The sequence below is a fragment of the Streptococcus sp. FDAARGOS_520 genome, from assembly GCF_003812685.1.
In the GTDB taxonomy this organism is placed as follows: domain Bacteria; phylum Bacillota; class Bacilli; order Lactobacillales; family Streptococcaceae; genus Streptococcus; species Streptococcus agalactiae.
In genome coordinates this window covers 174,935-200,122 of the sequence record NZ_CP033810.1, presented here as the reverse complement: position 1 = coordinate 200,122, position 25,188 = coordinate 174,935, and the positions used below count along the sequence as shown (strand labels likewise).

The 25,188-nt window shown below is 35.3% G+C and carries 27 protein-coding genes, 2 tRNA genes and 1 other annotated feature; of the genes, 28 read left to right on the top strand and 1 reads right to left on the bottom strand.

Annotation, left to right across the window (positions count from 1 at the left end; genetic code table 11):
* The first annotated feature begins 45 nt into the window (after positions 1-45).
* The 4 genes from aroB (at position 46) to gorA (ending at position 4,223) form a co-directional block, all read left to right on the top strand.
* Positions 46-1,113: a 3-dehydroquinate synthase gene (gene aroB / locus EGX96_RS00990; protein WP_001195725.1), complete on the top strand. Its 1,068-nt coding sequence runs from the start codon at positions 46-48 to the stop codon at positions 1,111-1,113.
* Complete coding sequence (gene aroC, locus EGX96_RS00985; protein ID WP_001269904.1) at positions 1,114-2,280, top strand: chorismate synthase; 1,167 nt, start codon at positions 1,114-1,116, stop codon at positions 2,278-2,280.
* Between the two features lie 83 nt (positions 2,281-2,363).
* Positions 2,364-2,699 carry a YlbF/YmcA family competence regulator gene (locus tag EGX96_RS00980; protein WP_000024629.1) on the top strand — a complete coding sequence of 112 codons (336 nt, stop codon included), beginning with the start codon at positions 2,364-2,366 and terminating at the stop codon, positions 2,697-2,699.
* Positions 2,700-2,873: 174 nt separating this feature from the next.
* Complete coding sequence (gorA, locus tag EGX96_RS00975) at positions 2,874-4,223, top strand: glutathione-disulfide reductase (protein ID WP_000043884.1); 1,350 nt, start codon at positions 2,874-2,876, stop codon at positions 4,221-4,223.
* A 42-nt stretch (positions 4,224-4,265) separates the two neighbouring features.
* On the opposite strand, the gene EGX96_RS00970 is transcribed toward gorA, so the two are convergent.
* Positions 4,266-4,718, bottom strand: coding sequence for a DUF6556 family protein (locus tag EGX96_RS00970; protein WP_000033715.1), 453 nt, complete (start codon positions 4,716-4,718; stop codon positions 4,266-4,268).
* A gap of 246 nt (positions 4,719-4,964) precedes the next feature.
* Here EGX96_RS00970 and EGX96_RS00965 point away from each other — a divergent pair, with 246 nt between their 5' ends.
* From EGX96_RS00965 to EGX96_RS00850, 24 genes are all read left to right on the top strand, one after another.
* Positions 4,965-6,110, top strand: a complete 1,146-nt coding sequence (locus EGX96_RS00965) for a cysteine desulfurase family protein (protein WP_000638895.1) — start codon at positions 4,965-4,967, stop codon at positions 6,108-6,110.
* A 1-nt stretch (position 6,111) separates the two neighbouring features.
* Positions 6,112-7,326, top strand: a complete 1,215-nt coding sequence (gene thiI, locus EGX96_RS00960) for a tRNA uracil 4-sulfurtransferase ThiI (protein ID WP_001200105.1) — start codon at positions 6,112-6,114, stop codon at positions 7,324-7,326.
* A gap of 101 nt (positions 7,327-7,427) precedes the next feature.
* Positions 7,428-8,606 (top strand): CapA family protein, encoded by a 1,179-nt coding sequence (locus EGX96_RS00955; protein WP_000101231.1) that lies wholly within the window; start codon positions 7,428-7,430, stop codon positions 8,604-8,606.
* 75 nt (positions 8,607-8,681) lie between these two features.
* Positions 8,682-8,761, top strand: a sequence feature (ribosomal protein L21 leader region).
* A 34-nt stretch (positions 8,762-8,795) separates the two neighbouring features.
* Complete coding sequence (gene rplU / locus EGX96_RS00950) at positions 8,796-9,110, top strand: 50S ribosomal protein L21 (RefSeq protein WP_000109135.1); 315 nt, start codon at positions 8,796-8,798, stop codon at positions 9,108-9,110.
* Between the two features lie 6 nt (positions 9,111-9,116).
* Positions 9,117-9,455, top strand: coding sequence for a ribosomal-processing cysteine protease Prp (locus EGX96_RS00945; RefSeq protein ID WP_000588481.1), 339 nt, complete (start codon positions 9,117-9,119; stop codon positions 9,453-9,455).
* A 21-nt stretch (positions 9,456-9,476) separates the two neighbouring features.
* Complete coding sequence (gene rpmA / locus EGX96_RS00940) at positions 9,477-9,770, top strand: 50S ribosomal protein L27 (protein WP_000916503.1); 294 nt, start codon at positions 9,477-9,479, stop codon at positions 9,768-9,770.
* 215 nt (positions 9,771-9,985) lie between these two features.
* On the top strand, positions 9,986-10,891 hold the full coding sequence (locus tag EGX96_RS00935; RefSeq protein ID WP_001025683.1) for a LysR family transcriptional regulator: 906 nt from the start codon (positions 9,986-9,988) through the stop codon (positions 10,889-10,891).
* 8 nt (positions 10,892-10,899) lie between these two features.
* Entirely contained in the window at positions 10,900-11,364 is a 465-nt protein-coding gene (lspA, locus tag EGX96_RS00930) for a signal peptidase II (protein ID WP_001226253.1), read from the top strand.
* Entirely contained in the window at positions 11,348-12,238 is an 891-nt protein-coding gene (locus EGX96_RS00925) for an RluA family pseudouridine synthase (protein WP_000406597.1), read from the top strand. Before lspA ends, EGX96_RS00925 begins: the two co-directional genes overlap by 17 nt.
* Positions 12,239-12,413: 175 nt before the next feature.
* Positions 12,414-12,935: a bifunctional pyr operon transcriptional regulator/uracil phosphoribosyltransferase PyrR gene (pyrR, locus tag EGX96_RS00920; RefSeq protein WP_000823056.1), complete on the top strand. Its 522-nt coding sequence runs from the start codon at positions 12,414-12,416 to the stop codon at positions 12,933-12,935.
* Between the two features lie 48 nt (positions 12,936-12,983).
* Complete coding sequence (locus EGX96_RS00915; RefSeq protein WP_001085243.1) at positions 12,984-14,054, top strand: carbamoyl phosphate synthase small subunit; 1,071 nt, start codon at positions 12,984-12,986, stop codon at positions 14,052-14,054.
* 55 nt (positions 14,055-14,109) lie between these two features.
* A complete protein-coding gene (locus EGX96_RS00910) occupies positions 14,110-15,708 on the top strand; it encodes an ATP-binding protein (protein ID WP_001865330.1) in 1,599 nt (532 codons plus the stop codon).
* A 201-nt stretch (positions 15,709-15,909) separates the two neighbouring features.
* Positions 15,910-17,154: an efflux RND transporter periplasmic adaptor subunit gene (locus tag EGX96_RS00905; RefSeq protein WP_000044620.1), complete on the top strand. Its 1,245-nt coding sequence runs from the start codon at positions 15,910-15,912 to the stop codon at positions 17,152-17,154.
* Between the two features lie 2 nt (positions 17,155-17,156).
* Positions 17,157-17,867 (top strand): ABC transporter ATP-binding protein, encoded by a 711-nt coding sequence (locus tag EGX96_RS00900; protein WP_000210674.1) that lies wholly within the window; start codon positions 17,157-17,159, stop codon positions 17,865-17,867.
* Between the two features lie 14 nt (positions 17,868-17,881).
* Positions 17,882-19,129 carry an ABC transporter permease gene (locus EGX96_RS00895; protein WP_000432854.1) on the top strand — a complete coding sequence of 416 codons (1,248 nt, stop codon included), beginning with the start codon at positions 17,882-17,884 and terminating at the stop codon, positions 19,127-19,129.
* Positions 19,130-19,257: 128 nt separating this feature from the next.
* The gene (rpsP, locus tag EGX96_RS00890) at positions 19,258-19,530 is read left to right on the top strand and encodes a 30S ribosomal protein S16 (protein WP_000268757.1); all 273 of its coding nucleotides are present in this window, start codon (positions 19,258-19,260) and stop codon (positions 19,528-19,530) included.
* Positions 19,531-19,539: 9 nt separating this feature from the next.
* Complete coding sequence (locus EGX96_RS00885) at positions 19,540-19,782, top strand: KH domain-containing protein (protein ID WP_000379626.1); 243 nt, start codon at positions 19,540-19,542, stop codon at positions 19,780-19,782.
* 131 nt (positions 19,783-19,913) lie between these two features.
* Complete coding sequence (locus tag EGX96_RS00880; RefSeq protein WP_000895685.1) at positions 19,914-21,425, top strand: M protein trans-acting positive regulator PRD domain-containing protein; 1,512 nt, start codon at positions 19,914-19,916, stop codon at positions 21,423-21,425.
* 107 nt (positions 21,426-21,532) lie between these two features.
* Positions 21,533-21,604 (top strand) — tRNA-Gln (locus tag EGX96_RS00875).
* A gap of 8 nt (positions 21,605-21,612) precedes the next feature.
* Positions 21,613-21,684 (top strand) — tRNA-Glu (locus EGX96_RS00870).
* A 62-nt stretch (positions 21,685-21,746) separates the two neighbouring features.
* The gene (gene rimM / locus EGX96_RS00865) at positions 21,747-22,265 is read left to right on the top strand and encodes a ribosome maturation factor RimM (RefSeq protein ID WP_000455620.1); all 519 of its coding nucleotides are present in this window, start codon (positions 21,747-21,749) and stop codon (positions 22,263-22,265) included.
* On the top strand, positions 22,252-23,007 hold the full coding sequence (gene trmD / locus EGX96_RS00860) for a tRNA (guanosine(37)-N1)-methyltransferase TrmD (RefSeq protein WP_000975542.1): 756 nt from the start codon (positions 22,252-22,254) through the stop codon (positions 23,005-23,007). The genes rimM and trmD overlap by 14 nt, the downstream gene beginning before the upstream one ends.
* Entirely contained in the window at positions 22,988-23,980 is a 993-nt protein-coding gene (locus EGX96_RS00855; RefSeq protein ID WP_001044158.1) for an NAD(P)/FAD-dependent oxidoreductase, read from the top strand. The genes trmD and EGX96_RS00855 overlap by 20 nt, the downstream gene beginning before the upstream one ends.
* 136 nt (positions 23,981-24,116) lie before the next feature.
* Entirely contained in the window at positions 24,117-25,187 is a 1,071-nt protein-coding gene (locus tag EGX96_RS00850; RefSeq protein ID WP_000185920.1) for a PTS sugar transporter subunit IIC, read from the top strand.
* The last annotated feature ends 1 nt before the right edge of the window (position 25,188 follow it).

Here is a 25,188-nt window from a genome sequence, read left to right as displayed (position 1 = left end):
CTTAGGGTTTTTGTCTTATTAAAACAAACATGAGAGGACATTAGAATGCAGGTTGAAGTTGACTTACCGAATCACCCTTATCATATTAAAATTGAAGAAGGATGTTTTTCTGAGGCTGGTGACTGGGTATCACATTTATGGCAGAAACAAATGATAACTATTATCACAGATAGTAACGTAGAAATATTATACGGGGAGTCGCTTGTCAACCAGTTAAAAAAACAAGGTTTTACAGTACATGTTTTTAGTTTTGCTGCGGGTGAAGCTAGTAAAACTTTGGAAGTTGCTAATCGTATTTATGCTTTTTTAGCAAAGCATCATATGACCAGAAGCGATGGGATCATTGCACTTGGTGGAGGCGTCGTCGGAGATTTAGCAGCGTTTGTTGCTTCTACTTATATGCGGGGAATCCATTTTCTTCAAATTCCAACTAGTTTAACAGCACAGGTTGATTCTTCCATTGGCGGAAAAACAGGAGTCAACACTTCATTCGCTAAAAATATGGTAGGTACTTTTGCACAACCTGATGGTGTACTGATAGATCCTGTTACTCTAAAAACATTGGGCAATCGTGAATTAGTTGAAGGTATGGGAGAAGTCATCAAATATGGCTTGATTGATGATATAAAACTCTGGCATATTTTAGAAGAGATGGATGGGACTATTGATAGTATCCTTGATAATGCATTAGCTATTATTTATCACTCTTGTCAAGTTAAACGAAAGCATGTTTTAGCTGATCAATATGATAAAGGGTTAAGGATGCATTTGAATTTTGGCCACACTATCGGTCATGCTATCGAAGTACATGCTGGCTATGGAGAAATAATGCATGGAGAAGCTGTTGCAATTGGAATGATCCAGCTTTCTCGTGTGGCTGAGCGTAAAAATCTTATGCCAAGAGGTATCAGTCAAGATATTTATAATATGTGTTTAAAATTTGGCCTTCCGGTCCACTATGCGGAATGGGATAAGGACGTCTTATTTGACATATTGAGTCATGATAAAAAAGCAAGTGGACAATTTATTAAAATTGTTATACTGCCTCAATTAGGTAGTGCAACAGTCCACCAAATACCTTTAGAAGAAATGAGAGATTATTTGGAGAAATAGATGAGATATTTAACTGCTGGTGAGTCACATGGACCTAGTTTAACAGCTATTATCGAAGGGATTCCTGCGGGACTGAAATTATCTGCTAAAGATATTAATGAAGATTTAAAACGCCGCCAAGGTGGTTATGGTCGTGGGAATCGAATGAAAATTGAAACTGATCAAGTGATCATTAGTTCTGGTGTGCGCCATGGAAAAACCTTGGGTTCACCTATTACACTGACAGTAACTAATAAGGATCATAGCAAATGGCTGGACATCATGTCAGTCGAAGACATTGAAGAGCGCCTAAAGCAAAAACGTCGTATTAAGCATCCTAGACCTGGGCACGCAGATTTAGTAGGTGGAATTAAATACCGTTTCGATGATTTGAGAAATGCTTTAGAGCGTTCTTCGGCTCGTGAGACCACAATGCGAGTAGCTATTGGTGCGATTGCTAAACGTATCTTGAAAGAAATTGGTATCGAAATTGCCAACCATATTGTAGTTTTTGGTGGCAAGGAGATTACTGTCCCTGATAAGCTAACAGTTCAACAAATCAAAGTGTTATCTAGTCAATCGCAAGTAGCTATCGTCAATCCATCCTTCGAACAAGAAATCAAGGATTATATTGACAGTGTGAAAAAGGCTGGAGATACTATCGGAGGAGTGGTTGAAACTATCGTTGGAGGAGTTCCCGTTGGTTTAGGCTCTTATGTACACTGGGATAGAAAGTTAGATGCTAAGATAGCGCAAGCAGTTGTATCTATCAATGCTTTTAAAGGTGTTGAATTTGGTCTAGGTTTTAAGTCAGGGTTTTTAAAAGGAAGTCAAGTAATGGACTCCATATCATGGACAAAGGACCAAGGTTATATACGTCAGTCAAATAATTTAGGCGGTTTTGAAGGCGGTATGACTAATGGAGAGCCTATTATCGTTAGGGGAGTAATGAAACCAATTCCTACGCTTTACAAGCCACTAATGTCAGTTGATATTGATACTCACGAGCCTTATAGAGCTACAGTGGAACGTTCTGATCCCACGGCACTTCCGGCTGCAGGTGTCGTTATGGAAGCTGTAGTAGCCACCGTCCTGGTGACAGAAGTGCTAGAAAAATTTTCTTCAGACAACATGTATGAACTAAAAGAAGCTGTAAAACTATATCGCAATTATGTTGATCATTTTTAAATGAAAACTAGTAGTATTCAATTGCAAAAAAAGGTATAAAAGTCTAAAATAGTGGTAAGTTCAAGTAGAAAAAGGAGTAACTTATGGCTAATGTATATGATTTAGCAAATGAATTAGAACGTGCTGTTCGTGCTTTACCAGAATACCAAGCAGTTTTAACTGCAAAATCAGCTATTGAAAGTGATGCGGATGCACAAGTGCTTTGGCAAGACTTTTTGGCTACCCAATCAAAAGTTCAAGAAATGATGCAATCTGGCCAAATGCCAAGTCAAGAAGAACAAGATGAAATGTCTAAACTTGGGGAAAAAATTGAATCCAATGACCTTTTAAAAGTTTATTTTGACCAACAACAACGGTTGTCTGTCTATATGTCTGATATCGAAAAAATTGTCTTTGCACCCATGCAGGACTTGATGTAATATTATAAAAGAGAGAGCTCCTTGAGTTTTCTCTTTTATAATATTTCAATTTATGATAGTCTACTGAACTAGTATTGCCCACATTATATTGGTTTTGCATTCTACGTAGCAGAAAATTGTGACTGTAAACACTTTGTGATAGAGTATAGGTATCAATGATTCAAGGAGAGAGTAATGTCAAAACAATATGATTATATCGTTATTGGTGGAGGTAGTGCAGGCAGTGGTACCGCTAATAGGGCAGCCATGTATGGAGCAAAAGTCCTGTTAATTGAAGGTGGACAAGTAGGTGGAACTTGTGTTAACTTAGGTTGTGTACCGAAGAAAATCATGTGGTATGGTGCACAAGTTTCTGAGACACTCCATAAGTATAGTTCAGGTTATGGTTTTGAAGTCAATAATCTTAATTTTGATTTTACTACTCTAAAAGCTAATCGCGATGCTTACGTGCAGCGGTCTAGACAGTCGTATGCCGCTAATTTTGAGCGTAATGGAGTCGAAAAGATTGATGGATTTGCTCGTTTTATTGATAACCATACTATTGAAGTGAATGGTCAGCAATATAAAGCTCCTCACATTACTATTGCAACAGGTGGACACCCTCTTTACCCTGATATTATTGGAAGTGAACTTGGTGAGACTTCTGATGATTTTTTTGGATGGGAGACCTTACCAGATTCTATATTGATTGTTGGGGCGGGCTATATCGCGGCGGAACTTGCTGGAGTGGTTAATGAATTAGGCGTTGAAACCCATCTTGCATTTAGAAAAGACCATATTCTACGCGGATTTGATGACATGGTAACAAGTGAGGTTATGGCTGAAATGGAGAAATCAGGTATCTCTTTACATGCTAACCATGTACCTAAATCTCTTAAACGCGATGAAGGTGGCAAGTTGATTTTTGAAGCTGAAAATGGGAAAACGCTTGTCGTTGATCGTGTAATATGGGCTATCGGCCGTGGACCAAATGTAGACATGGGACTTGAAAATACCGATATTGTTTTAAATGATAAAGGTTATATCAAAGCAGATGAATTTGAGAATACTTCTGTAGATGGCGTGTATGCTATTGGAGATGTTAATGGGAAAATTGCCTTGACACCGGTAGCAATTGCAGCAGGTCGTCGCTTATCAGAAAGACTTTTTAATCATAAAGATAACGAAAAATTAGATTACCATAATGTACCTTCAGTTATTTTTACTCACCCTGTAATTGGGACGGTAGGACTTTCAGAAGCAGCAGCTATCGAGCAATTTGGAGAAGATAATATCAAAGTCTATACATCAACTTTTACCTCTATGTATACGGCTGTTACCACTAATCGCCAAGCAGTTAAGATGAAGCTCATAACCCTAGGAAAAGAGGAAAAAGTTATTGGGCTTCATGGTGTTGGTTATGGTATTGATGAAATGATTCAAGGTTTTTCAGTTGCTATCAAAATGGGGGCTACTAAAGCAGACTTTGATGATACTGTTGCTATTCACCCAACTGGATCTGAGGAATTTGTTACAATGCGCTAACGCTATCAAAGAATACAAAAAAAGCTAGGGAACCTAGCTTTTTTAAGGTGTTGTTGTATTTTCAATAGTTGAGGTATCGGTAGTAGTATTATTTGTTTGATCATTGTTAGTACTAGATGATGTTTGATCGTTATTGGCAGCAGAATTTGAACTGCTACTCGGAGTACTACTAGCAGAGGAATTTTCTAGTGTTTGGCTGGATGATGCCCTTGTCTCATCTTTTTCAGTAGAAACTTGGTTACTAGAATTTTGTCCACTTTCTCTTATAATGACGGTTTTTGAAGTAGAAGAATCAGTCTTACTAGAGTCTTTGTGATTATTAATCGCATTAGTAATAGTAATAGAGGCAACAATAATACTTAAAACACTACCGACTAATGCAATTGTTTTTTGAAGTGCAGAAAAACCTGTTTTTATATGCTTAGCGGGTGATTGAGTTGAATCAGTATTAGTCTTAGTAGACTTTTTCTGTTGTCTTGAATATCCTTTTGACATGACGCCCTCCTTAAATGTACATCAACTATTATATGATTTTATCCTAAAAAAAGCTAAAGAAAAAATAATTTAAAACATTTAAATAAGCAACCTAGGTTATTAAGCTATGTTAGTGTAATAGGTAGTGAGTTTTGTGATAAATTATGAGAATTATCATAAATATTGTTTTGGGATGTTCACAAACTAATATAAATAGTAGGAAAATTATGCTATAATAACACTGATTGACTTTAGAAGGACAGATTTATGATTTATTTTGATAATTCGGCAACTACTATTCCCTATCCAGAAGTTTTAAGGACTTATCAAGAAGTAGCTAGTAAAATCTATGGAAACCCCTCAAGTTTACATGAGCTAGGAACAACATCTTCTCGGATTTTAGAGGCTAGCCGTAAACAAATTGCTAGTTTACTTGAGCTTAAAGCAAATGAAATTTTCTTTACCTCTGGTGGTACAGAGGCCGATAATTGGGTTATTAAGGGTCTTGCGTTTGAGAAACAACATTTTGGAAATCATATTATTGTTTCTGATATCGAACACCCAGCTGTTAAAGAGTCTGCTAAATGGCTTGGAGAGTATGGGTTTGAGATTGATTATGCGCCAGTAGATGATAAAGGATTTGTAGACGTAGAAGCACTGGTCAAATTAATTAAACCAGAAACGATTCTTATTTCAATTATGGCAATAAACAATGAAATTGGTTCTATTCAGCCAATAAAAGCTATTTCAGACTTGTTGTCAGATAAACCTACTATATCGTTTCATGTTGATGCTGTTCAAGCAATAGGTAAGATACCGACTAAAGATTATTTGACTGAGCGAGTTGATTTTGCATCTTTTTCTAGTCATAAATTTCACGGCGTTCGTGGGGTTGGCTTTCTATATATTAAAGAAGGAAAACGTATTTCACCATTACTAACAGGTGGTGGACAAGAAACTGATTTACGTTCAACTACTGAGAATGTCGCAGGGATTGCAGCTACTGCTAAAGCTTTACGAATGGTTATGGACAAGGAAGTAGTAGCTATTCCTAAAATAAGTAAAATGAAAACCATTATTCATGATGAATTAGCCAAATATGAGGATATTACGTTATTTTCGGGTAAGGAAGATTTTTCACCTAACATTATCACGTTTGGTATCAAGGGTGTCCGAGGAGAAGTTCTTGTCCATGCCTTTGAGGGACATGATATTTTTATCTCGACAACTAGCGCTTGCTCTTCTAAAGCAGGTAAACCAGCAGGAACTCTTATAGCAATGGGAATTTCAACTAAGTTAGCCCAAACTGCTGTACGTATCAGCTTAGATGATGATAATGATATGGGACAAGTAGAGCAATTTTTAACTATTTTTAAACAAGTTTATGAAAAAACTAAGAAAGTTAGAGGATAAGATGCAGTATTCAGAAATTATGATTCGTTATGGAGAACTCTCTACTAAGAAGAAAAACCGTATGCGCTTCATCAATAAGTTAAAAAATAATATGGAGCATGTACTCTCCATTTATCCAGATGTTTCAGTAAAAACAGATCGTGATAGAGGACATGTATATCTCAATGGTACAGATTATCATGAAGTTGCAGAGTCCTTAAAAGAGATTTTTGGTATCCAAGCTTTTTCTCCATCTTTTAAAGTAGAAAAAAATGTTGATACATTGGTAAAAGCTGTCCAGGAAATTATGACTTCCGTTTATAAAGATGGGATGACTTTTAAAATTACCGCAAAACGTAGTGACCACTCATTTGAATTGGATAGCCGTGCTCTAAATCATACTTTAGGAGATGCTGTTTTTTCAGTCTTGCCAAATATTAAGGCTCAGATGAAGCAACCAGATATCAATCTTAAAGTCGAGATACGAGATGAGGCTGCTTATATTTCATATGAGGATATTAGGGGTGCAGGAGGATTACCAGTAGGAACATCTGGAAAAGGGATGCTGATGTTGTCTGGTGGGATTGATTCTCCGGTAGCAGGTTACCTAGCGTTAAAACGTGGTGTAGATATAGAAGCAGTCCATTTTGCAAGTCCTCCTTATACTAGCCCAGGTGCATTGAAAAAAGCACATGATTTAACACGTAAATTGACAAAATTTGGTGGTAATATTCAATTTATTGAAGTTCCATTCACAGAAATTCAAGAGGAAATTAAGGCAAAAGCTCCCGAAGCCTACTTGATGACGTTAACACGTAGGTTTATGATGCGTATTACAGATCGTATTCGTGAGGACCGAAATGGTCTTGTTATTATTAACGGTGAAAGTTTAGGACAGGTGGCAAGCCAAACGTTAGAAAGTATGCAAGCTATTAATGCTGTCACTGCAACACCGATTATTCGTCCTGTGGTCACGATGGATAAGCTAGAAATTATTGATATTGCTCAAAAAATAGATACTTTTGATATTTCAATTCAACCATTTGAGGATTGCTGTACGATTTTTGCACCAGATCGCCCAAAAACTAACCCTAAAATTAAGAATACAGAACAGTATGAGAAACGTATGGATGTAGAAGGTCTTGTAGAGAGGGCAGTTGCAGGGATTATGGTAACTACTATTCAACCTCAAGCAGATAGTGATGATGTTGATGACTTGATTGACGATTTATTATAATGAATTTTTAAACTACAGATTTACTCTGTAGTTTTTTATTAAAATGATTGCGCTATCATAAGGTTATAAAAAATGCTATAATACGAATAAAGGAGGCAAGTATGGCAAGAATCCCTTATCAGAAAACACTTATTTTTTGTGTAGCCGTTATTATTGCTATTTTTATTTTGGGGTTATCTAAGGATTTAGCACAATCTAAAGGGCAAAAGGTTGCAAATAATAATACTGTAAAAACAGCACGTGTGGTTGCAAACGGAGATATTTTGCTGCACGATGTACTATATGCCAGTGCGCGCCAACCCGACGGCACTTATAATTTTACTCCTTATTTTAAAGAGGTAAAATCTTGGATTGAGAGCGCTGATTTAGCGATTGGTGATTATGAAGGGACGATTAGTTCAGAATATCCTTTAGCGGGCTATCCTTTATTTAATGCTCCTAATGAGATTGCAACTACTATGAAAGAAACTGGATATGATGTCGTTGACTTAGCACATAATCATATTCTGGATTCACAACTGGCAGGTGCTATCAATACTGTCAAGACTTTTAATCGTCTGGGATTGGATACTATTGGGGTTTATTTAAAGGATAGAAATAAAGAAGATATCTTAATTAAGCATGTAAATGGTATTAAAATTGCTATTTTAGGTTATTCGTATGGCTACAATGGTATGGAAGCTAATGTTTCAAAGAGTGACTATGAAAAACATATGTCTGATTTAGATACTAAAAAGATTAAGCAAGATATTAAAAAGGCTGAAAAAGAAGCAGATATCACCATTGTCATGCCACAGATGGGGATAGAATATCAAAAAAAACCTACTACAGAACAAGTAATGCTTTATCATAGTATGATTAAATGGGGGGCAGATATTATATTCGGAGGACACCCTCACGTTGTTGAACCGTCTGAAGTGATAAAAAAAGATGGCCAGAAAAAATTTATTATTTACTCTATGGGAAATTTTATTTCAAATCAGCGTTTAGAAACGGTTGATGATATCTGGACAGAAAGAGGATTATTAATGGATGTAACCATAGAGAAAAAAGGTCAAAAAACAGTAATTAAAAAAGTTAAGGCGCATCCAACACTAGTAGAAGCAAAACCAAATGGCCGTTATGTTGAAGAAGGCTTTCCAGCTTATGATTATAGGACGCTAGTTTTAGAGGATTATATTGAAGGTGGTAAGAAACGTTCTACGATTGATCAGACTATGAAAGATAAAGTTGATAAAGCATATAAGGAGATGAATGAGTTAGTTAATTTGAAGTGGTAAAGTTGATAATTTTATTTTGTTTTATCTTGCATAAAAAAAGAGTTTATGATAAAATTTGAATGTTGACTAAATGCACATCCTGTGCAACCGCGCGAAAATCGTTAGATTAAGTAGAGCAAGGCTCTCACGATTTATAGGCGAGTCTTCACAGAGGGAAACCTCACAAGAAATTTTTATAGGAGGTGCATCATGAGCACATACGCAATCATCAAAACTGGTGGTAAACAAGTTAAAGTTGAAGTAGGACAAGCTATCTACGTTGAAAAACTTGACGTTGAAGCAGGAGCAGAAGTTACATTTAACGAAGTTGTTCTTGTTGGTGGTGAAACAACTAAAGTTGGTACTCCAGTTGTTGAAGGAGCTACTGTTGTTGGTACTGTTGAAAAACAAGGCAAACAAAAGAAAGTTGTTTCTTACAAATACAAACCTAAAAAAGGTAGCCACCGTAAACAAGGTCACCGTCAACCTTATACAAAAGTTGTTATCAACGCAATCAACGCTTAATTTTTCATGATTAAAGCAACTTTTACTCGTAATCAATCAGGCTATCTTTATAGTGCTGAAATCAGCGGTCATGCTGGTAGTGGCGAGTACGGCTTTGATGTGATTTGTGCAGCTGTTAGTACTTTATCAATTAATTTTATTAATTCATTAGAGGCTTTAACAACCTGCCAAGCGCAATTGATTATCAATGACGTTGAAGGTGGTTATATGAAGATAGATTTATCTTCTATACCACAACATAAAGAGGATAAGGTTCAATTATTATTTGAGTCTTACCTTCTTGGAATGACTAATCTGTCTAAAGATTCTTCTGAATTTGTTAGTACAGTAGTCATGACACACTAATTTAAGAGAGGACACAACATTATGTTAAAAATGAATCTTGCTAACTTGCAACTTTTCGCCCACAAAAAAGGTGGAGGTTCTACATCAAACGGACGTGATTCACAAGCAAAACGTCTTGGAGCTAAAGCAGCTGACGGACAAACAGTATCAGGTGGATCAATTCTTTACCGTCAACGCGGTACACACATCTATCCAGGTGCTAACGTTGGACGTGGTGGGGACGATACACTTTTTGCTAAAGTTGAAGGTGTTGTTCGTTTCGAACGTAAAGGACGCGATAAAAAACAAGTGTCTGTTTACCCAATCGCAAAATAATGCCTAGTTAAGACTTTATGACTATTCATAAGGTCTTTTATTATTGTCAGAGCTTTCATTTTGTAACAAAAGACAATATGTTAAGAGATTTATCATTAATACTCATAAACTTTGTTGTTCTTTTATAGTGAAATAGTCCTAATTCATGAAGAATTTTCCGCAAGGATAGTTATTTTTTGGTATAATGAAGGGTACTAAAATGAGGAAGTGATAAAATGAATATTCAACAACTGCGTTATGTTGTTGCTATCGCAAATAGTGGTACTTTTCGTGAAGCAGCTGCAAAACTATTTGTTAGTCAGCCAAGTTTATCTGTTGCCGTTCGTGATTTGGAAACAGAATTAGGGTTTCAGATTTTTACGCGTACAACTACTGGTGCAGTGTTGACCAATCAAGGCATGACTTTTTATGAGAATGCTTTAGAAGTTGTGAAAAGCTTTGATTCATTCGAAAAACAGTTTTCGCAATCTGAAGCTACAGAGCAAGAATTCTCAATAGCAAGTCAACATTATGATTTTCTACCTCCTTTAATCACAGCGTTTTCAAAATGTAATGATAATTTTAGCTATTTCCGTATTTTCGAATCAACAACAATACGTATCTTAGATGAAGTTGCTCAAGGGAATAGCGAAATAGGTATCATTTATATCAATAGTCAAAATAAAAAAGGTCTACTTCAGCGGTTGGACAAATTGGGGTTAGAGTTTGTAGAGCTTATTCCTTTTAAAACTCATATTTATCTTGGGAAAGACCATCCCTTGGCTAGTAAAACATCTCTGATAATGACAGATTTAGAAGGATTACCAACCGTACGTTTTACACAGGATAGAGATGATTATCGGTATTACTCGGAGAATTTTGTGGAAGTACTTGATAGTTCTGTTACCTATAATGTTACTGATAGAGCAACATTAAATGGTATTTTAGAAAGAACCCAAGCTTATGCGACGGGCTCAGGATTCTTGGATAGCCGCAGTGTGAATGGTATCACTGTTATTCCATTAGAAGATCATCTAGATAACCAAATGATTTATATCAAACGAAAAGATCGTAATTTATCTCAGATGGCTTTAAAATTTGTTGCTGTTATGGAAGAGTATTTTAAGGGATTTAATTCATAGGAGAAGTAATGAGAAAGATTATTATACCAATAATAACTATTTTGTTGATTGCTTTAGATCAACTATCTAAGTTATGGATTGTTAAACATATTGAACTAAACCAAATTAAGGAATTCATTCCAAATATCGTTAGTCTAACTTATCTGAGAAATTATGGTGCTGCATTTTCTATTTTGCAAAATCAACAATGGCTTTTTACCTTAATTACAATCTTTGTTGTTGGTGTTGCTATTATTTATTTGATGAAACATATTAATGGAAGTTATTGGTTATTAATTTCTCTAACCTTAATCATCTCTGGTGGATTAGGAAACTTTATAGATCGCTTAAGATTAGGTTATGTCGTTGATATGGTGCATTTAGATTTTATTAATTTTGCTATCTTTAATGTAGCAGACTCATATCTGACAATCGGTATTATTTGCTTAATGATTGCACTTTGGAAAGAGGAAAGTAATGGAAATCACAATTAAAATAGCAGGAGTTAGGCTAGATAAAGCTTTAGCGGATAATTCTGAACTGTCGCGTAGTCAAGCTAATGAAGAAATTAAAAAAGGGATTGTGTTAGTAAATGGACAAGTAAAAAAAGCGAAATATACTGTTCAAGAAGGAGATCGGATTACTTTTGATATTCCTAAAGAGGAAGTACTAGATTATCAAGCTGAAAATATCCCTTTAGATATTATCTATCAAGATGATGACGTTGCTGTGGTTAATAAGCCGCAAGGGATGGTTGTTCACCCTTCTGCAGGCCACAGTTCGGGCACCTTAGTTAACGCCTTGATGTATCATATTAAGGATTTATCATCAATTAATGGCGTTGTTCGCCCAGGGATCGTTCATCGTATTGATAAAGATACTTCTGGTTTATTGATGGTTGCAAAAAATGATAGAGCTCACCAAGTGTTGGCTGAAGAGTTAAAAGATAAAAAATCGCTTCGTAAATATTTAGCAATTGTGCATGGTAATTTACCAAATGATCGAGGTGTGATTGAGGCTCCGATTGGTAGAAGCGATAAAGATCGTAAGAAGCAAACCGTGACTGCTAAAGGTAAGCCAGCAATAACTCGTTTTCATGTTTTAGAACGTTTTGGTGATTATACCTTAGTTGAATTGTCATTGGAGACAGGTCGAACACACCAAATTCGGGTTCATATGGCTTATATTGGCCATCCTCTAGCCGGTGATCCTGTCTACGGTCCCCGTAAGACTTTAGGGGGTAAAGGACAGTTTTTGCATGCACAAACACTAGGTTTTACGCACCCTAGTAACGGAGAGAATTTGATTTTTTCAGTAGAGGTTCCGGAAATTTTTCAGACAACCTTAGAAAAGTTGAGAAAAAATTAAGTTTTTCTTGAAAAATACTTTTACCATTTGCTATAATATAAGCAAATCATTCCTTTAACCTTATCCAGTGAGATAGTTAAGGAGAAACTTCAGACTAAATCAATGCCTGAGCGGCTTTGTCATTCTAGAGAGTCTCCTTTTGAAGGGGCTCTTTTATCTTAGAGAGGATACTGCAATGAAAAGAAAAGAAATTATTGATGATGTGACCATGAAACGTGCTATTACACGTATTACCTACGAAATTATAGAACGTAACAAAAATTTAGATAATATTGTCTTAGCAGGCATTAAAACAAGAGGTGTTTTTTTAGCCAAACGCATTCAAGAACGCTTGAAGCAATTAGAAAATTTAGATATTCCCGTTGGAGAATTGGATACTAAACCTTTCCGTGATGATATGAAAGTTGAAGTTGACACCACAACTATGCCAGTTGACATCACTGATAAAGATATTATATTAATTGATGATGTTCTCTATACAGGTCGCACTATTCGAGCTGCTATTGATAATCTTGTTAGTTTAGGGCGTCCGAGTCGTGTCAGTTTAGCTGTATTAATTGACCGTGGGCATCGTGAACTACCTATTCGTGCAGATTATGTGGGGAAAAATATTCCAACAAGTCAATTTGAAGAAATTCTAGTTGAAGTGATGGAACATGATGGTTACGATCGTGTGAGTATTATTGATCCGAGTTAAGTAGACGACTATTATTTACGATGATTTTATAGAAGGGGAAGAACCACAATGGCAAAAAAATTGTTAATTCTAGAGGATGGTACGGTTTTTGAAGGACTATCCTTTGGTTCATCTCTTGATGTAACTGGCGAATTAGTTTTTTGTACGGGGAATACCGGCTATCAGGAAATAATAACGAATCCTTCACATAATGGAAAAATTTTAGTTTTTACCTCACCGCTAATAGGAAATTATGGTATTCATCGCAGTTACTCTGAAGCCATTATTCCCACTTGTTTAGGAGTTGTTGTTGCAGAGTATTCCAGATGTGTAAGTAGCGATACTAGCAAGATGAATCTAGATGAATTTTTGAAAATGAAAAAGGTTCCTGCAATGTCGGGGGTCGATACAAGGTATTTGATGCAAGTTATTAAAGAAAAAGGATTTGTAAAAGCTACTTTAGCAGAAGCAGGTGATGTTTTATCACATTTACAGGATCAATTAATAGCGACAGTATTACCGACAAATAATGTGGAACAAGTTTCGACAAAAACAGCTTATCCGTCGCCTGCTAGCGGTCGAAATATTGTTGTACTTGATTTTGGTCTTAAACATTCTATTTTGAGAGAATTGTCTAAACGTCAGTGTGACGTGACTGTCATTCCCTACAATACGTCTTTAGAAGGTATTAAAAATCTATACCCAGAAGGTATCATATTATCTAATGGTCCGGGGAATCCAGAAAAGCTTCAGGAAATCTTAAACACTATTAAAGAATTACAAAAATCTGTTCCTATGTTAGGTATTGGTTTGGGGCACCAATTAATTGCCATGGCAAATGGTGCAGAAATTATGAGACTCCCAGTTGCTAAGAAGGGGCCAAATTATCCCATGAGAGATATTGCTACGGGTCGTTTAGAAACAGTTAGTCAGTTTAATCATTTTACCGTTAACCGGCTAAATCTTCCGCATGATTTACTGGTAACACACGAAGGTTTGAATGATCAAGAGATTGTTGCTCTAAGGCACCGCTCATTTCCAGTGATGTCCGTGCAATTTTACCCAGAGGCTGCTCCAGGCCCTCATGATGTGACCTATTTTTTTGATGAATTTTTAGAAATGATTGGATCACGCGCTTAAACATAAGGTATTATTTAAAGTCAGTCGGTGAGCTGATTAATAAGGAGGTGCGTATATGCTAAATACAAAGGATAAACAGCCTATTTTGCTTATTATTTTCGGACAGAAAATGAAAGAATATGACGATTTAATTAGATCAACTGTTGAGAGGTTATCTAAAAGGGATAGACCTGTTAGTATTCTTATCTCGAAGGAGCTAAACCATGTGATTCACCATTATGATGCACAATTTGAAAATCTTGAGACGCTTGTGGGGTATATAAATACACATGAAGATAGTTTGATTTACCCCCTTTGCTTAGATAAAAATCATGAGCTATTTCAAGAGTTTTTAGCGTGGCAGAGTCATTATTCAAGGCAGTATATCAGCGATAATTTATCAGAAAAAAGTGTTCAGGCAATAGACAATAATCAAGACTTTGTGCAAGTAGATTGTTTAGTAATGAGAGACTCTTTGAATAATTGTTTATATGTCTCTGATTTAGAATATATTGAATCTAATAAAACAACTGGTAAGTCTCTAGCGATTGTACCAAGTCAAACTTTATCCGATGCTGCTAGGCAAACAATTCGAGATGTTGCATTTGATGTGTGTCGAAAAGCAAACATTATTGGAGTATGTTACTTTAGTTTCTTAATAGATTTGAACAGTTTGGATTATCATATAATTAGTTTATCATCTGGTTTGTCTCATCAAAGCATTTTATTTGAGACTATTACGACCTATCCTGTTTTAGAGATAGCAACTAAATTGACAGTGGGATATACTTTTAGTCAACTGAAGCATTCTTATTACCCAAATACCTCTGCCTTTTTAGAGCCGCAATTAGACTATGTAGCTACCGTATCTTTTAGTTTTGAAAAAGTTGACTATATCTTTTTTGCTCGTAATATAGAGCAATTATTTTTAAATTTACTCGAGGCTAGCAGTCATGATCATTTTCCATTTCTGAGTGATATTAGCGAGGAAGATTTGATGTTTGCTTTGATTCAGAAAAAAGAAAATCGTCTAGCTTATCTTTTGGAGGCTTTTAGACGTGGCTTTGATTTGTATGATTTATCCTCAGTTACTAAAATCAACCCTTTTTACTTAGATAAATGTTTACATATTGTAGAGTTGTATGAAAACCTGAATAAAAGCCAATATAATGTAGATATTTATAAGGAAGCTAAAAGGTATGGTTTTTCGGATGACTATATTGCTAGTAGTTGGCAAATCTCTTTGATAGACATGTTAGAATATCGAAAAAAACATAGTGTCGCACCTGTTCTGAAGCAAGTCGAACAAAGTTCTGGTGTTCTAACTGGCCATCAAATTCAGTATTTTCGAAGCTATGATTGGCATTCAGACTACATTTCTAGCGGTTGTCAAAAGGCTTTGATAATGGTAGACAAGGGTTATTCCCTAGTAAAATTAAATGAGTTAATTAAGCAAATCAAACAAACTCATTTAGAATTATTAATTGTTACCAATCAACCTCTCCTCATAGAACAATTAAATGATACATCTATAATTTTTGACACTATAGGTATTGAGACCATATTAACAATTATGGGTATAGAAGAGGTGGAAGAAGTGTATTTATTGGGAGAAAGTCAAGCAGACATGTTTTCAAAAATGAAAAATTTTTCTATCTCTTGTCAGTCTATTTAGCAATTCTTAATAAAAGCTGAGATCTATATCTCAGCTTTTATTTGTGGTAAAAAGTAAAGTACTTTCAATTTTGTAAGTTCTTTCTATGAGCAAAATAGTATACTTAATGAGTAAAAATATTATTTTTAAAGAATTTTCTTGACAATATTATTTAAAAATAATACACTTGTTCTATATTAATAATACAAACAGGAGATGGACATGAGTAAACGACAAAATTTAGGAATTAGTAAAAAAGGAGCAATTATATCAGGGCTCTCAGTGGCACTAATTGTAGTAATAGGTGGCTTTTTATGGGTACAATCTCAACCTAATAAGAGTGCAGTAAAAACTAACTACAAAGTTTTTAATGTTAGAGAAGGAAGTGTTTCGTCCTCAACTCTTTTGACAGGAAAAGCTAAGGCTAATCAAGAACAGTATGTGTATTTTGATGCTAATAAAGGTAATCGAGCAACTGTCACAGTTAAAGTGGGTGATAAAATCACAGCTGGTCAGCAGTTAGTTCAATATGATACAACAACTGCACAAGCAGCCTACGACACTGCTAATCGTCAATTAAATAAAGTAGCGCGTCAGATTAATAATCTAAAGACAACAGGAAGTCTTCCAGCTATGGAATCAAGTGATCAATCTTCTTCATCATCACAAGGACAAGGGACTCAATCGACTAGTGGTGCGACGAATCGTCTACAGCAAAATTATCAAAGTCAAGCTAATGCTTCATACAACCAACAACTTCAAGATTTGAATGATGCTTATGCAGATGCACAGGCAGAAGTAAATAAAGCACAAAAAGCATTGAATGATACTGTTATTACAAGTGACGTATCAGGGACAGTTGTTGAAGTTAATAGTGATATTGATCCAGCTTCAAAAACTAGTCAAGTACTTGTCCATGTAGCAACTGAAGGTAAACTCCAAGTACAAGGAACGATGAGTGAGTATGATTTGGCTAATGTTAAAAAAGACCAGGCTGTTAAAATAAAATCTAAGGTCTATCCTGACAAGGAATGGGAAGGTAAAATTTCATATATCTCAAATTATCCAGAAGCAGAAGCAAACAACAATGACTCTAATAACGGCTCTAGTGCTGTAAATTATAAATATAAAGTAGATATTACTAGCCCTCTCGATGCATTAAAACAAGGTTTTACCGTATCAGTTGAAGTAGTTAATGGAGATAAGCACCTTATTGTCCCTACAAGTTCTGTGATAAACAAAGATAATAAACACTTTGTTTGGGTATACAATGATTCTAATCGTAAAATTTCCAAAGTTGAAGTCAAAATTGGTAAAGCTGATGCTAAGACACAAGAAATTTTATCAGGTTTGAAAGCAGGACAAATCGTGGTTACTAATCCAAGTAAAACCTTCAAGGATGGGCAAAAAATTGATAATATTGAATCAATCGATCTTAACTCTAATAAGAAATCAGAGGTGAAATAATCGTGACAACTAATCGAAAAGAACTGATTAGATTGCATCAGATTGTTAAAAGTTATCAAAATGGGGATCAAAAACTTCAAGTCTTAAAGAACATTGATTTGACGGTTTATGAAGGTGAATTTCTTGCAATCATGGGGCCATCTGGTTCAGGGAAATCCACACTAATGAATATTATTGGCTTGTTGGATTCTCCAACTTCAGGAGATTATAGTTTAAATGGTAAACGTGTCGAAGAACTAAGTCAAACAAAATTAGCTCAAGTTCGAAATAAGGAAATTGGTTTTGTCTTTCAACAATTTTTCTTGTTATCTAAACTAACGGCTTTACAAAATGTTGAATTACCCTTAATTTATGCGGGTGTACCTCCTAAAAAGCGTAAAAATTTAGCAAAACAATTTTTAGATAAAGTTGAATTAAGAGAGCGTATGAACCATCTGCCAACAGAATTATCTGGGGGACAGAAGCAACGTGTAGCAATCGCGCGTGCTTTGGTGAATAGCCCATCTATTATTCTAGCAGATGAGCCGACTGGTGCCTTGGATACAAAGACGGGTGAGCAAATTATGCAGTTCCTAACGGAATTAAATCAAGAAGGTAAAACCATTATCATGGTAACTCATGAACCAGAAATCGCCGATTATGCGACTCGTAAAATTGTTATTCGTGATGGCGAAATTACAGCAGATACTACTGATAGTATTAGAATTGATTAAGGGGAGATTCGATTATGGAAAATTGGAAGTTTGCCCTATCATCGATTCTAGGGCACAAGATGCGTGCTTTTCTGACCATGTTAGGGATCATCATTGGGGTTGCATCAGTTGTGTTAATTATGGCCTTAGGTAAGGGCATGAAAGATTCGGTTACAAATGAGATTACAAAGTCTCAGAAGAACCTTCAGATTTATTATAAAACAAAAGAAGACCAAAAAAATGAGGATAACTTTGGAGCTCAAGGGGCTTTCATGCAAGGTAGTGATACCAACCGTAAGGAACCAATTATTCAAGAATCATGGTTAAAAAAGATTGCTAAGGAAGTAGATGGTGTTAGTGGCTACTATGTAACCAATCAAACAAATGCTCCAGTAGCTTACCTTGAAAAAAAGGCAAAGACGGTTAATATAACAGGAATTAACCGCACTTACCTTGGTATCAAAAAGTTCAAAATTAAAAGTGGTCGTCAATTCCAAGAGGAGGATTATAACCAATTCTCGAGAGTTATTTTACTAGAAGAAAAATTAGCTCAGAGATTATTCCAGACAAATGAAGCAGCGTTAAATAAGGTGGTGACTGTAAAAAATAAATCTTACTTAGTAGTGGGGGTTTATTCGGATCCAGAAGCTGGTTCAGGCTTATATGGAAGTAATTCTGATGGGAATGCTATTTTAACCAATACACAGTTAGCTTCGGAGTTTGGTGCTAAAGAAGCAGAAAACATATATTTTCATCTTAATGATGTATCGCAATCCAATCGCATTGGTAAAGAAATAGGCAAACGTTTAACAGACATTAGTCATGCTAAGGATGGGTACTATGATAATTTTGACATGACATCTATAGTTAAATCTATCAATACCCAAGTTGGTATTATGACAGGTGTTATTGGAGCGATTGCAGCAATTTCTCTCCTAGTTGGTGGTATCGGAGTGATGAATATTATGTTAGTCTCTGTAACTGAGCGCACGAGAGAAATTGGCCTTCGTAAAGCCCTTGGGGCAACTCGACGTAAAATTTTAGCTCAATTTTTAATTGAATCAATGGTCTTAACGATTTTGGGTGGATTAATTGGGTTATTACTAGCCTATGGAGGTACGATGTTAATTGCTAATGCGCAAGATAAGATTACTCCTTCTGTGTCACTTAACGTGGCTATAGGCAGTTTAATTTTCTCAGCATTTATTGGAATTATATTTGGTTTATTACCTGCTAATAAAGCCAGCAAATTAAACCCAATTGATGCTTTACGATATGAATAAAAAAACATGTACTCTGTCAAGATTTTTTCTTGACAGAGTTTGTATTTATGTTATACTTAGTAAGGTAAAGTTGTTAGTTAAGCTATCAACGACCAAATATAAAGAAAAAGAAAAGAGACTATTTAAAAATGGCAGTAAAAATCCGTTTAACTCGTATGGGTTCTAAGAAGAAACCTTTCTACCGTATCAATGTTGCAGATTCACGTGCACCACGTGACGGACGTTTTATTGAAACTGTTGGAACATACAACCCATTAGTTGCAGAAAACCAAGTTACAATCAAAGAAGAACGTGTTCTTGAATGGTTATCAAAAGGTGCACAACCTTCAGATACAGTTCGTAACCTTCTTTCAAAAGCTGGAGTTATGACTAAATTCCACGATCAAAAATTCTCAAAATAATAAAAGCTTATGGATACCATTGAAAATCTCATTATTGCTATTGTGAAACCTTTGATTTCACAACCAGATCAGTTAACCATAAAAATTCAGGATGGCCCAGAATTTTTAGAGTACCATCTTGATTTAGATACCCAAGACATCGGTCGTGTTATCGGCAAAAAGGGTCGTACAATTACAGCGATAAGGTCGATTGTCTATTCGGTACCAACACAAGGGAAAAAAGTAAGACTCATCATTGATGAGAAAGAATAATTTATTCTAAAAGATAGGAACTTCCTGTCTTTTTTGTTATATCTACACAAAAATTGTGAGTTTTTTAGTCTTTTAGAATATAATGGATGTGAAAGGGAATTTTCTGATTTTTTATTAAGGAGGATAAGATATTGCTATTTGATTTTCTCGAAGAAAAAATAAAACTGAAAGCATACCTGATGACCGCCTTACTTGATGATGGAGAAATTAACCTTGATCACTTTAAAACAGAATATGCTTTGAGTGAAAAGATTTTACAAGGTCTTATTTCGGAACTACAAATACTTTATTCTGATTTCTACCTTGTTGTCAAAAGTAGAACAATGGTATTGTTCCATTACGAAACACTTTCTAAGCTAGAGACTTTGCATACCATTTATCGAGAGTCTAATACGTTACAGTTTTTGGCATATTTTATTGCTCCTCAAAATGTCAGTTTTTCTGAATTCACGGCTAAGAAATTCATATCCGTCGCAAGTGCCTACCGAATAAAGAAAAACTGTAAACTTTATTTGGAGAGTGTTAAGTTATCAATACAAAAAAATAAAGTGACAGGTCCAGAATATCAGATTAGGCTGCTGATTGCTTTGTTACAGTATCATTTTGGTTTTATTATTTATCCTTTTGATGCTACAAGTGAGGTAATGATAAGGGATTTTATTGAATACTCGAATTTTAAAGGGTGTGACTACGACCTTAAAGACTTATCTGAAGAATATTACTATTTTTATATTTTGGTGAATTTAGTTTGGAAAAGAAAAGAATATAAAGTAGAAATTCCTCAAACAGAATCCTTTAATCAACTAAAAAAATCTATTCTCTACATGGAGTTATCCAAAGCAGCTCAAAAGAGTATTGCTATACATCTTGGTATAGAGTTGAATGAAGGTTTACTTGATTATCTATATTTAGTGTTTTGTATTAGTGATGGTCCTCTATTTAGCAATCGAGATGATATCAATATCAACGAAGAATTTATTTTTGCTTCTTATAAGATATCAAAGTCTAAAGCCTTTAAGAATTTTTGTGGTCGATTATTGGGTAGAGAATTTATTGACTCGCAGCATTTTAAAGATATTAATGCCTATTTTTTGAGACATTTTATTTGTTATTGTTATTATTTTATTCCTGATTTTTATTTTTTAAATACATCAAGGCTGAGCTATTCTAAGGATTTATATCACCTATTAGATAAAGGTCTGGCTGATATTTTTAACCTTAAAGGAGGGAATTTAACTTTTTCAAAACATGAGACAGTGCTACTAACAATGCAATTATCTAACTTAATAGAGACTTTCTTAGCTCCTCTTTCTGTATATGTAATTTCATCTAGTAATATTAGATTACAAACCTATCAAGTAATGTTAAACCAATATTTTACATCTAAGATAGCGGAATTCTTTTTTGTAAACTATCAAACGACTCAGATAGATGAAAAATTACTAAAAAAAGCAGATATCATTATTGCTGAGAGACGCTATATATCTTCTTTAAAAAATGACTCAGGTGTGGCTATACAAGATATATTAGAAATTGGGATGAATAATAAGCAGTACCATGAACTACTTTTACAAGCTATTATCGAAAAAAGGGACCAAAAAGTTTTTGAATATATTTCAAAAATGAAACATAAAATACTTTGATAGACTCTATATGAGCTTTATTAAAAGGGATAAAATCGAAATTTAAAATTTAATTCGAAAAGATATTGACAGTAATCTAGAATTTCGATATACTAGATTTTGTCTTTTGGGGTATAGCCAAGCGGTAAGGCAAGGGACTTTGACTCCCTCATGCGTTGGTTCGAATCCAGCTACCCCAGTTTCACATGGTCCGTTGGTCAAGGGGTTAAGACACCGCCTTTTCACGGCGGTAACACGGGTTCGAATCCCGTACGGACTATCGTGGCCAGTTGCATTTTAGCGGCTGGTTTTTCTTTTATTTTCAAAAATATCGGAGTTACTATGGAATACTTTAACGTTGGAAAAATTGTCAATACACAAGGATTACAAGGCGAAATGCGTGTATTAAGCGTGACTGACTTTGTAGAAGAACGCTTTAAAAAAGGTCAAGTGTTAGCTTTATTCGATGAAAAGAATCAGTTTGTTATGGATATTGAAATTGCTAGTCATCGTAAGCAGAAGAATTTTGACATTATAAAATTCAAAGGAATGTATCATATTAATGATATTGAAAAATATAAAGGTTTCACACTGAAGGTGGCAGAGGATCAACTGAGCGACCTTAAAGATGGTGAATTTTATTATCATGAAATTATTGGCTTAGATGTCTATGAAGGGGAAGAGCTGATTGGAAAAATCAAAGAAATTTTACAACCAGGAGCAAATGACGTTTGGGTTGTGGAACGTCATGGAAAACGTGATCTTTTATTACCCTATATCCCGCCAGTAGTATTAGAAGTGGACCTTTCTAATCAGCGTGTTCAAGTTGAATTGATGGAAGGTTTAGATGATGAAGATTGATATTTTAACTTTATTTCCTGAAATGTTTGCCCCTCTGGAACATTCTATAGTTGGTAAGGCAAAAGAAAGAGGACTTCTTGAAATTAATTATCACAATTTCAGAGAAAATGCTGAGAAGTCTCGACATGTTGATGATGAGCCTTACGGTGGGGGGCAAGGGATGCTTTTACGTGCTCAACCTATTTTTGATACAATTGATAAAATAGATGCTCAAAAAGCACGTGTTATTTTGCTAGACCCAGCGGGCAGAACATTTGATCAGGATTTTGCAGAAGAACTATCCAAAGAAGATGAATTAATTTTTATTTGTGGTCACTATGAAGGTTATGATGAACGTATAAAATCATTAGTAACAGACGAAGTATCTTTGGGAGATTTTGTTCTTACGGGAGGAGAATTGGCGGCTATGACAATGGTCGATGCTACCGTTCGTCTGATTCCAGAAGTTATAGGTAAAGAAACAAGTCATCAGGATGATTCATTTTCATCGGGCCTATTAGAATATCCTCAGTATACGCGCCCATATGATTATTTAGGCATGACAGTTCCTGATGTTCTCATGAGTGGTCATCATGAAAATATCCGAAAATGGCGTTTAGAACAAAGTTTGCGAAAAACACTAGAACGTCGACCAGACTTGTTAGAAAATTATGCAATGACGGATGAAGAGAGACTTATCTTAGAGAAAATTAAAACAGAAATAGAAAGAACAGATACAGTAAATGAACAAAACAATTTATGATATCACTATTGTAGGAGGCGGACCAGTAGGTCTCTTTGCTGCTTTTTATGCTGGACTACGCGGAGTATCCGTTAAAATTATTGAAAGCCTTTCGGAATTAGGAGGCCAGCCAGCTATCCTTTATCCTGAGAAAAAAATCTATGATATTCCTGGTTATCCGGTGATTACTGGACGTGAATTAATTGATAAACATATTGAACAATTAGAGAGATTTAAAGATTCTATTGAAATCTGTTTAAAAGAAGAAGTTTTATCATTTGAAAAAGTAGATGATGTTTTCACAATTCAAACAGATAAAGATCAACATTTGTCACGTGCTATTGTTTTTGCTTGTGGCAACGGTGCTTTTGCTCCGCGTTTACTAGGTTTGGAAAATGAAGAAAATTATGCAGATAATAATTTATTCTATAACGTTACAAAGTTAGAACAGTTTGCAGGTAAACATGTTGTTATTTGTGGTGGAGGCGACTCAGCTGTTGATTGGGCCAATGAATTAGATAAGATTGCAGCTAGTGTAGCGATTGTTCATCGTAGAGATGCTTTTAGAGCGCATGAGCATAGTGTGGATATACTAAAGGCATCAGGTGTTAGAATTTTAACCCCTTATGTCCCAATTGGTTTAAATGGAGATAGTCAGAGAGTTAGCAGCTTGGTCGTTCAAAAAGTTAAAGGTGATGAAGTAATTGAATTACCTTTAGACAACTTGATTGTTAGTTTTGGCTTTTCTACTTCTAATAAAAATTTACGTTATTGGAATTTGGATTATAAACGGTCTAGTATCAATGTTTCTTCACTTTTTGAGACGACTCAAGAAGGCGTGTATGCTATTGGAGATGCTGCTAATTATCCAGGAAAGGTAGAATTGATTGCAACAGGATATGGGGAAGCACCAGTCGCTATAAACCAAGCTATCAATTATATTTATCCTGATCGAGATAACCGTGTAGTCCATTCAACATCATTGATAAAATAACTATAAATAAAACTGATAAGTTTATAAAAAAGGATTATATATATTGTTAAAAAAATAACAAAGCTTCCTATTTATTTTGTGATATAATTAACTTTGTCGTTATGAATGATATTAAATAAATGAAGCGAGGTATTTTATGACAAATACGGTAACACCAAAAGAGACGGCTGGTTCTTTTATCAATAAAGTGTTAGGTGGGACAGCAACTGCAATCGTTGTAGCACTCATCCCAAATGCTATCCTAGCCACTTTTTTGAAACCATTTTTATCTTACGGACTTGCTGCAGAGTTCTTACACATCGTGCAGGTATTCCAATTTTTCACACCAATTATGGCAGGATTTTTGATTGGTCAACAGTTTAAATTCACCCCAATGCAACAGCTTGCTGTTGGAGGTGCTGCATATATTGGTTCTGGTGCGTGGGCTTACACAGAAGTTATTCAAAAAGGAGTTGCTACTGGTAGTTTCCAATTGCGTGGGATTGGTGATCTCATCAATATGATGCTAACAGCAGCTTTAGCAGTTTTAGCAGTTAAGTGGTTTGGTAATAAATTTGGTTCCCTAACCATTATCTTGTTACCTATTATCATAGGTACAGGCGTAGGCTATTTAGGATGGAAATTACTCCCTTACGTTTCATATGTGACAACACTTATTGGTCAAGGAATTAATTCTTTTACTACTTTACAACCAATTGCGATGTCAATTCTAATTGCGATGGCTTTTTCAATGCTTATTGTAAGTCCTATTTCAACAGTAGCGATTGGTCTAGCGATTGGTCTTAATGGTATGTCAGCAAGTGCAGCTTCAATGGGAGTTGCTTCAACAACAGCAGTGCTAGTTTGGGCAACGATGAAGGCTAATAAGTCTGGAGTTCCAATTGCTATTGCTTTAGGTGCAATGAAGATGATGATGCCAAATTTCCTAAAGCATCCAGTAATGGCGATTCCAATGCTTATGACTGCTACAGTAAGTTCTCTAACAGTCCCATTGTTTAAATTGGTGGGGACACCAGCTTCGTCTGGTTTTGGGCTTGTTGGTGCAGTAGGTCCGATTGCTTCATTTGAAGCAGGAGCAAGTATGTTGATTGTTATCTTATCTTGGCTCGTTATTCCTTTTGCAGTAGGTTTTGTATCACACAAAATTTGTAAAGACATTCTGAAACTTTATAAAGACGATATTTTCGTTTTTGAAGGTCAAAATTAAT